This is a genomic window from Arthrobacter sp. Z4-13 (assembly GCF_054792705.1).
In genome coordinates, this window is the sequence record NZ_CP096459.1 from 1,135,985 (window position 1) to 1,148,221 (window position 12,237).

Genomic DNA, 12,237 nt, shown 5'->3' on the forward strand with positions numbered 1-12,237 from the left:
TGAACGGTCCATGTCGCGCGGCGCCCCGAACCCGTGGCAAAATAACTACTTGTGCCCAGGCGAAGCGCCGCGGCACGGTCCGCTCTGGTGTAATGGCAGCACCCCGGCCTTTGGAGCCGTGGAGTATAGGTTCGAATCCTATGGGCGGAACTGCTGTGCGAGGAGCGTTCAGTAGGATGACATTCGGTGCCGGGACGGCTTCAGGCCGCGCGGGCACCGTGAAACGCCAGCATAACTTAGCAAGGAGAGCCCGCACGTGATCCCCGAGAATACCGGCCCGGCCGCGGTCATCGTTCTGGCGGCAGGCGCCGGTACGCGGATGAAATCGCGCACTCCCAAGATCCTTCATGAGATTGGCGGCAGGTCCATGGTGGGCCACGCCCTGTTGGCCGCACGCAGCATCAAGCCCCGGCAGCTCGCCGTCGTGGTCCGCCATGAACGTGACCTGGTGGCACGCCATCTTTCGGAGCTGGATCCTGCTGCCGTGATCGTTGACCAGGACGAGGTTCCGGGCACCGGACGCGCAGTGGAGGTCGCCCTCGAAGCCCTGGCCGGCGAACAGCACCTCACGGGAACCGTTGTGGTGACCTATGGCGACGTTCCCCTCCTTTCCGGAGACCTGCTGGCCGAGCTCGTGGCCACGCACGAACGCGAAGCCAACGCGGCCACCGTCCTCACTGCGGTCCTTGATGACGCCACCGGCTACGGCCGTATCCTGCGCGGCGGTGACGGGACCGTCACCGGCATCGTTGAAGACAAGGACGCCTCCGACGCCGAGCGGCTCATTCGCGAGGTCAACTCCGGCATTTACGCCTTTGACGCTGCAGTCCTCCGCGACGCCCTGGCCCACGTCACCACGGACAACTCCCAGGGCGAGAAGTACCTCACCGACGTCCTCGGGCTGGCAAGGCAGGCAGGCGGCCGCGTCGCCGCCGTCGTCACCGCAGACCGCTGGCAGGTCGAAGGCGCCAACGACCGCGTCCAGCTTTCCGCCCTGGGTGCCGAGTTGAACAGCCGGGTTGTGGAAGCGTGGATGCGTGCAGGCGTCACCGTGGTGGATCCGGCAACCACCTGGATCGACTCTTCCGTGACCCTCGATGAGGATGTCCGGATCCTGCCGAACACCCAGCTGCATGGCGCCACGACGGTGGCGCGGGACGCCGTCGTCGGCCCGGACACTACGCTTACCGACGTCACCATTGGTGAGGGTGCCAAAGTAGTACGCACCCACGGGTCAGGGGCGGTCATCGGCCCGGACGCCGCCGTCGGACCCTTCACCTACCTGCGCCCCGGCACCGTCCTGGGCGAAAGCGGCAAAATCGGCGCGTTCTACGAAACCAAGAACGTCACCATCGGCCGCGGCTCCAAGTTGTCCCACCTCGGCTACGCCGGCGACGCCGAAATCGGCGAGGACACCAACATTGGCTGCGGAAATATCACGGCCAATTACGACGGCGAGAAGAAGCACCGCACTGTAATCGGCTCGGGCGTTCGGACAGGCTCCAACACAGTGTTCGTTGCCCCGGTCACCGTGGGGGACGGTGCCTACAGCGGCGCCGGCGCGGTGATCCGCAAGGATGTGCCGGCAGGTGCCCTCGTGCTGACGGTAGCCGCCCAGCGCAACACCGAGGGCTGGGTGGCCGCGAACCGCCCCGGTACCCGCTCCGCGGAACTGGCCCAGGCAGCCACCCAAGATTCCTCAAGTACCCCGGCATCTACAGAAGAGGGCAAGCGATAATGAGCGAAATTACGGCGCGCGGCGAAAAGAAGCTGGTGCTGGCCACAGGCCGCGCCCACCCCGAGCTGGCCCGGGAGATCGCCAAGGAGCTTGGCACCGACCTCCTTCCGGTGGACGCGTACGACTTCGCCAATGGTGAGATCTACGTCCGTGCCGGCGAGAGCGTCCGCGGAACGGATGCTTTTGTCATCCAGGCGCACCCCGCGCCGCTAAACAACTGGCTTATGGAACAGCTGATCATGATCGATTCGCTGAAGCGTGCCTCGGCCAAGCGCATCACGGTGGTCTCACCCTTCTATCCGTACGCCCGCCAGGATAAAAAGGGCCGCGGCCGCGAGCCCATCTCGGCCCGCCTGGTGGCAGATCTCTACAAGACCGCCGGTGCCGACCGCATCATGAGCGTGGACCTGCACACCTCCCAGATCCAGGGCTTCTTTGATGGCCCGGTGGACCACCTGATGGCCATCCCGCTGCTCGCCGACTACATCCGCACCCGGGTGGACGCAGAGAACATCACGGTGGTCTCGCCTGATACCGGCCGTGTCCGCGTCGCGGAGCAGTGGGCAGAACGCCTGGGCGGCGCCCCGCTGGCGTTCGTGCACAAGAGCCGCGACCTCACAGTCCCCAACCAGGCGGTTTCCAAGACCGTCGTGGGCCAGATCGAGGGACGCACCTGCGTCCTGATCGACGACATGATCGACACCGGCGGAACCATCTCAGGTGCCGTCAAGGTGCTGAAGAACGCCGGGGCCAAGGACGTTATTATTGCCGCCACGCACGCTGTGTTCTCCGAGCCGGCCGCCCAGCGCCTCTCCGAGTCCGGCGCCCGGGAAGTGGTGGTCACCAACACGCTCCCGCTCACGGGGTCACAGCGCTTCCCGCAGCTGACGGTGCTGTCCATCGCTCCGCTGATCGCCCGTGCCATCCGTGAAGTGTTCGACGACGGCTCGGTCACCAGCCTGTTCGACGGCAAGGCCTAGCGGGTCCGATGGTTGAGTTGGGCCCACGCCAGCAGGGTTCCCTAAGTGGGCTTGCGAGTTTAGGGTGCTGGCGGGGAGGGCCCGTTTTCAGTATTTGGGCCCGCCGCTGGTAGACTTTCCAGCGATACCTTGGCGAGGGAGAGCGCCGGTACCCAGATGGGAACCGGTCTGCAGTCTCCGTTATCGACTGGGTCTGAATCTCCCTTCGAAGATGGATCCGGCCGCGGCCGCCCGGCGTTGAAGGTCGCAACAGACCTCCGCCCTTGCTGAACACCGTTTTAGTTTCAAGGAGATATCCATGTCTGAGCAGAAGCTCGCAGCAGAACTGCGCACCGAATTCGGCAAGGGCTACGCCCGCCGCGCGCGGATGGCCAACCTGATCCCCGCCGTCATCTACGGCCACGGCGCAGAGCCCATCCACGTCACCCTCCCGGCCAAGGCAACCACCCTCGCCGTCCGCACCGCCAACGCCCTGCTGGCCCTGGACATCAACGGCGAAGGTCACCTGGCCCTGGTCAAGGACGTCCAGCGCGACCCGATCAAGCAGATCATTGAGCACATCGATCTCCTGACCGTCCGCCAGGGCGAGAAGGTCACCGTCGACATTCCGGTTCACGTCGTCGGCGAGGTTGCTCCGGGCAACGTCTTCAACCAGGAACTCACTGTTATTTCCCTTGAGGCCGAGGCAACCCACCTGCCCACCGCCGTCGAGGTCAGCGTTGAAGGCCGCACTGCCGGCGAGCACATCCACGCGTCCGACCTCGTCCTGCCCAAGGGTGCGGTCCTCCTGGCCGATGCCGATGCCCTCGTGGTGAACATCTCCGAGGCCACCGAGTCCGGCGACGAAGAAGGCACCGAGGAAGGTGCTGAAGCCGCAGCCGAGTAATCAGCCTGCACTTTACAGCAGTGGCCGGATCCCCAAAGGGTCCGGCCACTGCCGTGTCTGCGTCCCGCTGTCCCGCTGTCCGCGCCAAGCGCACTGCGCCCCACCTTAGGATTGATTCATGACTGACACCTGGCTGATCGTTGGCCTCGGAAACCCGGGAATCCAGTACCAGGGCAACAGGCATAACGTCGGACAGATGGTCCTTGACGAACTCGCCGGACGTGTCGGAGCAGGATTCAAGACCCATAAGGCACGCGCCCAGGTGATGGAGGGCCGGCTCGGCATCGGTGGTCCCCGCGTGGTGCTGGCCAAACCCATGAGCTACATGAATGTCTCGGGCGGACCCGTTTCGGCGCTGGCCGGCTTTTACGGCATCACGCCGGACCACGTGGTGGCGGTCCACGATGAGATCGACATTCCCTTCAACACGGTGAAACTCAAAACCGGCGGGGGAGAAGGCGGCCACAACGGGCTGCGCGACATCTCCAAGGCCCTTGGCACCAAGGACTATCTCCGGGTCCGGGTGGGCGTCGGAAGGCCGCCTGGCCGGATGGACACTGCCGACTACGTGCTGCGGGATTTCGCCACTGCCGAGCTGAAGGAACTGCCTTTCCTGCTGGATGAGGCAGCTGATGCGGTTGAACTTCTCCTGCGGGAGGGGCTTACGGCCGCGCAGCAAAAATTCCATCCGACGAAGTCCGAGCGCTAGCAACAAAAAAACTTAAAGGCCAGGTACCTGTTTCCTTGTCTGTGACACAAGGTAGTCTTTTTCGTATGCGGGGGAGCAATGGGGCTACATCCCGCTACCGCGGGACGTAGGGGACAAGTTCATGTCAATCGAGCCACTTAGTTGGGGACGTGGGTCAACACCTCACGACGTTGGGCTGCAGACTGAAAGCTCCGGCGCGCCCGGGGCGCAGTGGTCTGTGCCTGCCCGCAGTGCCAACCTTGAAGCGGTGCGCACAGCGCTGGTCAGCGAAGACTCCCTGGGCGTTGTCATCACCGGCGGCCGCGGTGTAGGAAAGTCCTCCCTTGCCCGGGCCGCAGTTTCCGACCTCGGAGCGGACGTCTGGTCCCTGCAACTTCGGAGCGGGCCTGCCGGCGCCAACACACCTTATGGCTGCCTCTCGTTCCTGCTGGCGCGCCTGCCGCAGGCCTACATGGGTTCTCCCACGGCGATTCTCCGCGGGATCACGTCGCTGATCCGGAGCGACGCCGCGGGCCGGAGCTGCGTCATCACCCTGGACACGTCCGGAAGCATTGATGACATGAGCGCGGGCGTGCTCTTGAATGTACTCCTGACCGGCACAGCCAAAATCATCGCCGTTGCACCAAAGGTCAGTGACCTTCCCGCAGACTTTCACTGGCTGCTCACAGACCGGCGCCTGAACGAGGTCCGGCTCAGCAACCTCAACGAGTTGCAGACCCGCCAGGTCCTGCTGTCCCTGCTCGGCCAGCGGGTCTCGGCGTCGCTGGTCACCACCTACCACCACATGGTGGGCGGCAATCCGCTGCTGTTGAAAGCGCTTGTTACCGAACAGCGGCTCTCGGGCAACCTCGTGCTGTCCGACTCCGTCTGGACCCTCCGCGACAAAGTGGTGCTCGACGGCGCCGCCAGCCTTGACGACATCGTCCGGTCCCGCTGGTCCCGGGAGACGCCGGAAACCAGGGAAGTTATCGAAATGCTTTCCTGCGCCCGGCGGGTGGAGCTGTCCAGGCTTACGTCGGTGTACCGCGCCGAGGTGGTGGCGGACATGGAGGATGCCGGCCTGCTGGAGATCGACGACTCGGACCACCGCTGGGTGTCGCTGCGTGAAAAGTACATCGGCGACGTCGTGCGGTCATGGATTAGCATTGCCCGGCGGCGGGAACTGCGAAGCGCGCTCCTGGGCGGCACCGAGCCGGACCCGGCGGACATGACCGTCGAGGAGCTGATGGCCTTTGCCGCGTGGACGCACGAGTGTGAGGCCGAACTGAGCCCCGCCCTGGCCCTGGCCGCTGCCGAAGCCGCCGTCCAGCTGTTTGATCCCCGCTTCGCCCTGGCCTATGCGGACATGCTGAAGCGGACGGACCAGGAGTGGGTGCCCGCCCAGCGCCAGAAAGCGGGCGCTTATCTTCAACTGGACCTGCCAGTCCAGGCCCTCGCTGCGCTGAACGATATATCCCAGCCTGAGCTGGAGAATGTTGGTGTCGAGGAATACGCCCGTGTCATAGCGGCCAAAGCCCGGGTGATGTTGTGGGATCCGGAACAGGCCGGCAGGGTCCCGGCCCTTCTCGCTGAAGCCCGGGAACGCCTGGATGCAGCGGCACATGACGCAGCCTGGCCCCACCCCGCAGTGGCAGCCGCGAACCGCGTCGCGCTCAGCGAGTTCGAGTACCGGGCGTTTGCCGGCGGCTACGAGGCCATGATTCCAGAGCTGGAGGCAGCAGCAGATCCGGCCCGGAACCCGGACACCGCCTACCGGATGCAGTCCGCTGTGATCCTGATGACTGCGCTGGCCCTGACCGGGCGGGAAATGGATGCGCTGAGCCTGATGCGGCAGCTTGGAGGCCAGATAACAGACGCCTCGCACGTGGTGGGTTTGCGTGAGCAGTACACCAGGGAGGCCTACCTGGTGTTGTTGACGGCCGGGCAGTGGCGGCGCTGCATCGACCTTCTGGGTCCGCACGGCAGCGGGGAGTATGGCCGCCTGCCGTACCGGAGCGCCGCGACAGAACTCGCTGCCGGGCTCGCCTATGTCTACTCAGGCCGGGGCGGGGCTGCGCTGGACCCGCTGATTTCCGCGGTGGCGCAGCTGGAGCTACAACCGCTCCAGAGTGCCCTCCGCTGTGCTTACGCGGCTACAGCTCTGGCCCACGCGCAGACGGGCAACGCTGCACAGGCGCGAAAGTTCCTGGCCAAACTCCAGCGCACACCAGGCAAATCGGGTTTCGCGACGGAGAGCATCATCGAATTCTGCGCGCTGGTGGCGGGACGCTGGCTGGGCGATTCGGAGGCCGTTGCCGGCCTGAAGCAGTCTGCCCGGCGGAACCTGGGGGCGGGACTTTACACAGTCGCCGGGATCAGCCTGCTGGCGGCAACCGTGAACGGCAGCGACGCCGACTTCCGCCTCCTGGAGGAGATTTCGGATCGCCGGCAGGGCCCCCTCGCGGAGATCGCCAGGCTGATCGCGGTGGGTAGCCGGACCAAGGATGCCAAGGTCCTGCTTGCCGCCGGGGAAATCGCGGCCACCCTCGAACTGGACACCGTGGAGGCCCGCTGCATGGCATTGGCGGTGGACTTCGCGCGGCAGGAGGGAGATTCCATCTCCGCCCGTACCGCCCAGGCGCGCCTGGACATCCTGGCTGCCACTGTGGCGAACCTTCCCATCGTGCCCAGCAGCGGCAGCCCGTTGCTGACCGTACGCGAGCGCCAGATCGCACGGCTGGCCGGCCGCGGAGCCTCCAACCGTGACATCGCCCTCGAAATGGGTGTATCCGTCCGAACGGTGGAAGGCCACCTGTACCAGGTCTTCACAAAGCTCGGCGTAACTTCCAGGGGTGATCTGACTGGACTCGTCTAACGGCCAAAAACCAGCAGCCGCCCACCGCCCCGTTACCGGCCGGCGCGAGCCCCTGGACCGGATAAGCAACATTGTCCGGAACGGGACCAGCCAAGCGGTTTTTGTGATGGCAGGGCCCGGGATCGGCAAAACATCCCTGACAGAGGCGATCGTAGACCGGTTCTCCGGGGATCTGAACATCCTTCAGATCCACGGCAGTTCCGCCCTGGCCGCTGTGCCTTTCGGCGTCCTGACTCCCTATACAGGTGAGCTGACCGCCGAAGAGTCGGTCTCGCCCGTGGCGGTACTGCGTTCGATGTGGACCTACTTCGAGAAGTTGAAGGCAGGCAGGGGCACCCGTGTCCTTCTGGTAGTGGATGACGCGCACCACCTGGACGACGCCTCCGCCGGGGTACTGGCGGATCTGATCTCAGCAGGTTGGGCCACAGTGGTGGCTGCTGCCAGGCCACGGCCAGGGCTGCCACAGCCACTGGAGCAGCTCTGGTACGACGGCCTTGCCGAGCGGGTGGACCTTCGGCCCCTGAACCGGGAACAGATTGAGGAAGTCCTGGCCCACGTCCTCGATGGAACGGTGCCGGCGGCAACAGTGGATTCCGTGTGGATTGCCTCCGGTGGCAATCCCCGCATTCTCGACGCCCTGCTGCACGATGCAGCGGAAACCGGTGTCCTGGCCAAGCGGAACGGCATTTGGATGTTACTCGGGCCCGTTCCCGCCGACGGTGCCCAACTCACGGCAGTGGTGACCAAGGACCATATCCGGCGGGGCCCGGAGGAGCAGGAAGCCCTGAAGCTCATCGCGCTTGCCGGGCCGGTGGGCCGGAAGGTGATCGAGGACATCAGCGGTGCCGCCGTCGTCCGGTCGCTCCTTGACCAGCAGATGATTATCGAGACTTCGGGCGTCCCGGCCGAACTCTCCATGTGGAATGCCCTCTTCGCCAACGCCCTCCGAAGCACACTCTCCGTGTCGCGGAGCCTGCAACTGCTGGAAAAGATCCGGGCCCACCAGAACGGCACGGTGCTGCACGGGGCGGGCATGCTTCGGTCCGTGGAGTGGGCCTTTGAGTGTGGGATGCGCGCATCGGACCCGGAAATGCTCGACGCCGCCCGCGAGGCCCTGAAGCGGTTCCGCAATGTCAGCGCCCGCACGATAGCCGCCAAAATTCAGGATCCTGCGCTGGTGCCATTGGCCACGGCCATCCAGGCACGGGCCCTCTACAACGAGGGCGCCTACAGCCAGGCCGCCCACCTGCTTGATGCCTGTTGGCATCAGCTTTCCGGGCACACCGACGGTCCTGCGGTCCTCCTGCTTCGGGCAGCGGCCCACCAGGCCGCCGGCCAGTCATTGGACGCCTTGGCCGAGGACATGCGGGAACACGCCCGGGAGCGTGCCGAAGGGGACTACGAACCCCAGGACCAGCTCCTGCAGGTCATGCGCTTCCTGCAACTCGGCGCAACTGTGGATGCCGGGGCGCTGGCTACGGAGGTCCGGGAGATCCGGAGCATTGCCTCCCCGGAGCCCGGAGGTGAATCCGTCCGGGTGCTGGGTGAGGCACTTCTGGCCCATGCCCTCGCTGCCGCCGGCCGTGCCGATGAGGGACTGGATTCCGCCCTCCAGGCCGCCTCGGACCTGCCGCCGCTGGAAGACAGCCTGTTTTTCTTCACCGAGTTCGTACTGGGACGGCTCGTGACCGATTACCTGGCAATGGGTGAATGGGAATCAGCCGAGCGGGAACTGAACAATTACGCGGCCGGACATACGCCGGGTGCTGCCACCTTCAACGGGAGCCTGCAGGTGCTTCGGGGCTACTCGCTTCTGCGGCAAGGCAGAATGGAAAGGGCGTACCAGGTGCTGCTGCCGGCCGTTGAGGCGCTGAGGCTGAATGATCCGCTGCAGCTGTTCCGTTTCGCGTCCTCCCTGGGCTTCTATGCAGCGGCCAGGCTGGGGGATGCCGCGCAGGCAAAACGACTTGGTCAGGACTTCACTGACGCAGTGGCCGGTGGTCCGGCCCACGAGCTGCTGGCCGCCGCCTACGGTGCCGCAGCCGCAGAATATTTGTCCCGGGACGGCAAAGGGCTGGCCACGCTCCATACCTTGGCCACCACGCAGGATGCCACTGCCAGGGCAGGAACCCTTCTCGAAATCCTGGCCATCTGCTGGGATCTGGGTGACCCTTCAGTTATCCCCATGGTGCAGTCGGTCGCGAAGACTGTGGAAGGCCGATGGGCCGAGGCGATGCTGGCGCTTGCTGCCGGCTGGGAAGCAGCTGATGGGGATGCCCTGATGGATACGGCAGCCTCACTTGAGGAATCAGGATTTGTGAACCTCGCGCGCGAGGCCTATGCCCGCGCCAGTACCGTTTTGGATCAGGCCGGAGAACGCCGGCGGTCCAGGCAGGCGGTGGCACTGCGCGAGAAGTGCGACCACGAGCTGGGCGAGCGGTTCAGGGAAGGCCGTTTCATTGCTGCGGCTCCGGCCGTCCACCTCACCCGCCGCGAGCAGGACATCGTGGGGTTGGCTGTGCAGGGTCTTACGGACCGCGAAATCGCCCAGCGGCTGATGGTCTCTGTACGGACCGTGGAGGGTCACCTGTACCGCACCTACGTAAAGCTGGGCGTGCGCAGCCGCGAGGAGCTGGAGTCAGCCCTCCCGAAATAGGCTGGCCCCCAGAGCACTCTGCCAGGGCGCGGTGAGCATGTACGGCGCAGGGTGAGGATCCCCGCGCTGGCTCTGCCGCCGTCGGCCGGTTCTTGCCTCTGTACCGCGGCCGCCCCTCTTTGGCCTGCCCACATTGGGACTGCACGCCCGCACACCCTTCGTCCAACTGCCCCTTGCTGCCCTGCGGGTACTGCAGGCAATCCCGGTAGTTGATGGACGCTGAATTCGAGTACACCCTACTCGTGTGCAGTGCGGTCCCGACGTATTTACTTAAGGAGGCAAAAGGAACCGCCGACAGTGGCCGTAAGAGTTGCCTCCAGCAGAACAAGGCTTTACCGTCCTGACAAACTTCCGGTCCTTCGGGGCCGGGCTGGACGGGGCCGGCAACGTCAGAGTCTTCTGAGACCGAGGCTCTCCCCCCAGCCGTTGCCGGCCCTCCATTCCGCGGGCTGAAGCCCGGAGCGACTGTGGCGGCTGCCCCTCCGGGCGGCCGCCACAGCCGTGCTGTGGGACAATTGAGTGTCATCCGTTGGCATCTCAAGGAGTTAGTTTTGGCCGTAGTATCAACGCCAGCCACACTGGAACGCGCCTTGCCGGTCATGGACAACGCGGAAGTGCAGCGCATCCGCAACGACTTTCCGGTCCTGGACCAACTGGTCAACGGACGGCCGCTGATCTACCTCGACTCCGGAGCCACGTCCCAGAATCCGCTGAGTGTTATCGAAGCCGAGCAGGAATTCTATGAGCAGCGCAATGCTGCCGTGCACCGGGGCGCCCATCACCTTGCGGTTGAGGCCACGGAAGCATTCGAGGACGCCCGTCAGACAGTGGCAGACTTCGTCAGCGCTGACTATTCCGAGATCGTTTGGACCTCCAACGCCACCGAGGGCCTCAACCTGCTCAGCTACGCGCTGTCCAACGCCGGCCTGTGGGCCGCTCAAGGGCGTGGTGACGCCCGGCTGAAGGACCTGGCACTGAACCCGGGGGATGAGATGGTGGTGACGGAGATGGAGCACCACGCAAACCTCATACCGTGGCAGGAGCTTGCCTTCCGCACCGGGGCAACCCTCCGCTACATCCCAGTGGACGACGCCGGCAGCCTCCGCATGGACGTGGCCAACGACATCGTCAGCGGGCGGACGAAGGTGGTGGCTTTTACCCACGCCTCCAACGTCCTGGGCACCATCAACCCGGTCCGCGAACTTACCGCCCTGGCCCGGAACGCGGGGGCCCTGGTGGTCCTGGACGCCTGCCAGTCCGCCCCGCATATGCCTTTGGACGTCAAAGAACTGGATGTTGACTTCGCAGTATTTTCCGGACACAAGATGCTCGCCCCCACGGGAATCGGGGTGCTCTACGGAAAGCAGGAAATCCTGGACGTCCTGCCGCCATTCCTGACGGGTGGGTCCATGATCACCACTGTGACCATGGAGCGCGCCGAGTACCTCCCCGCGCCCCAGCGCTTCGAAGCCGGAACCCAGCGGATCTCCCAGGCTGTGGCCCTGGCCGCTGCGGCCAACTACCTGACGGAAACAGGGCTGGACCGGATTCACCGGTGGGAGGCTGAGCTCGGCCAGCGGATGATCGCCGGGCTGGAGTCACTTCCGGGCATCCGGGTCCTCGGTCCGGCCGCGGGTCAGGACCGGATCGGGCTCGCTGCGTTCGACGTCGAAGGAGTCCACGCCCATGACGTGGGCCAGTTCCTTGATTCGCAGGGCATCGCCGTGCGTGTCGGGCACCACTGCGCCCAGCCGCTGCACCGCAGGCTGGGGCTGACGGCCACCACCAGGGCAAGCGCGTACCTGTACAACACCACGGACGACGTGGACCAGTTCCTGGATGCCGTCGCAGGCGTACGGGCCTACTTCCGCGCCTAATACACCAAACGCAGACGCACATCGAAGGTATGACATGAGCCTTGACCACCTGTACCAGCAGATCATCCTTGACCATTCCAAGGCCCGACACGGCAGCGGGCTGGCCGGGACCAAGGCCCCGGACGGCGCCACGACAGGGCAATCGCACCAGCTCAACCCCGTCTGCGGCGACGAAGTAACCCTGCGCCTGGCCGTAACCGACGGCAAAGTGGCACAGATCGCCTGGGACGGCGCGGGCTGCTCCATTTCCATGGCGTCCGCCTCTGTCCTCACGGACCTGGCAGAGGGAATGACGGTGGCAGAGCTGCGCGAGGTGATTGACAGCTTCCGCGAGGTCCTCCGGTCCCGCGGCAAAATGACAGCAGACCCGGAACTCCTGGGCGATGCCGCGGCTTTCGAGGGAGTCGCCCGTTACGCGGCACGTGTGAAGTGCGCCATGATCTCCTGGGTTGCGGCGGAGGACGCGCTCAACCAGGCAGCCTGACGCCAAAGAAGTCCGGGCCTCCTTCCTGCAGGAAGGAGGCCCGGACTTCTTTG

8 protein-coding genes and 1 tRNA gene are annotated in these 12,237 nt (G+C 65.3%); all 9 read left to right on the forward strand.

Annotation, left to right across the window (positions count from 1 at the left end):
- The first annotated feature begins 78 nt into the window (after window positions 1-78).
- The 9 genes from M1E07_RS07115 (at window position 79) to sufU (ending at window position 12,184) form a co-directional block, all read left to right on the forward strand.
- Window positions 79-150, forward strand: a tRNA-Gln gene (locus tag M1E07_RS07115).
- 106 nt (window positions 151-256) lie between these two features.
- Window positions 257-1,738: a bifunctional UDP-N-acetylglucosamine diphosphorylase/glucosamine-1-phosphate N-acetyltransferase GlmU gene (gene glmU / locus M1E07_RS07120; RefSeq protein WP_461189550.1), complete on the forward strand. Its 1,482-nt coding sequence runs from the start codon at window positions 257-259 to the stop codon at window positions 1,736-1,738.
- Complete coding sequence (locus M1E07_RS07125) at window positions 1,738-2,718, forward strand: ribose-phosphate diphosphokinase (RefSeq protein WP_461189551.1); 981 nt, start codon at window positions 1,738-1,740, stop codon at window positions 2,716-2,718. Before glmU ends, M1E07_RS07125 begins: the two co-directional genes overlap by 1 nt.
- Before the next feature lie 298 nt (window positions 2,719-3,016).
- The gene (locus M1E07_RS07130; RefSeq protein ID WP_461189552.1) at window positions 3,017-3,604 is read left to right on the forward strand and encodes a 50S ribosomal protein L25/general stress protein Ctc; all 588 of its coding nucleotides are present in this window, start codon (window positions 3,017-3,019) and stop codon (window positions 3,602-3,604) included.
- 118 nt (window positions 3,605-3,722) lie between these two features.
- On the forward strand, window positions 3,723-4,313 hold the full coding sequence (gene pth, locus M1E07_RS07135) for an aminoacyl-tRNA hydrolase (RefSeq protein WP_461189553.1): 591 nt from the start codon (window positions 3,723-3,725) through the stop codon (window positions 4,311-4,313).
- Window positions 4,314-4,434: 121 nt separating this feature from the next.
- The gene (locus M1E07_RS07140; RefSeq protein WP_461189554.1) at window positions 4,435-7,167 is read left to right on the forward strand and encodes a helix-turn-helix transcriptional regulator; all 2,733 of its coding nucleotides are present in this window, start codon (window positions 4,435-4,437) and stop codon (window positions 7,165-7,167) included.
- Between the two features lie 106 nt (window positions 7,168-7,273).
- The gene (locus tag M1E07_RS07145) at window positions 7,274-9,823 is read left to right on the forward strand and encodes a LuxR C-terminal-related transcriptional regulator (protein WP_461189555.1); all 2,550 of its coding nucleotides are present in this window, start codon (window positions 7,274-7,276) and stop codon (window positions 9,821-9,823) included.
- A 551-nt stretch (window positions 9,824-10,374) separates the two neighbouring features.
- Window positions 10,375-11,700, forward strand: a complete 1,326-nt coding sequence (locus tag M1E07_RS07150; RefSeq protein ID WP_461189556.1) for a SufS family cysteine desulfurase — start codon at window positions 10,375-10,377, stop codon at window positions 11,698-11,700.
- 34 nt (window positions 11,701-11,734) lie between these two features.
- Window positions 11,735-12,184, forward strand: coding sequence for a Fe-S cluster assembly sulfur transfer protein SufU (sufU, locus tag M1E07_RS07155; protein ID WP_461189557.1), 450 nt, complete (start codon window positions 11,735-11,737; stop codon window positions 12,182-12,184).
- Window positions 12,185-12,237: the final 53 nt, after the last annotated feature.

Coding starts and splice junctions, on each gene's coding strand:
- M1E07_RS07130 (WP_461189552.1), top strand. CDS start 3,017: ATGTCTGAGCAGAAGCTCGCAGCAGAACTGCGCACCGAATTCGGCAAG.
- M1E07_RS07145 (WP_461189555.1), top strand. CDS start 7,274: ATGGCAGGGCCCGGGATCGGCAAAACATCCCTGACAGAGGCGATCGTA.
- M1E07_RS07125 (WP_461189551.1), top strand. CDS start 1,738: ATGAGCGAAATTACGGCGCGCGGCGAAAAGAAGCTGGTGCTGGCCACA.
- M1E07_RS07140 (WP_461189554.1), top strand. CDS start 4,435: ATGTCAATCGAGCCACTTAGTTGGGGACGTGGGTCAACACCTCACGAC.
- sufU (WP_461189557.1), top strand. CDS start 11,735: ATGAGCCTTGACCACCTGTACCAGCAGATCATCCTTGACCATTCCAAG.
- pth (WP_461189553.1), top strand. CDS start 3,723: ATGACTGACACCTGGCTGATCGTTGGCCTCGGAAACCCGGGAATCCAG.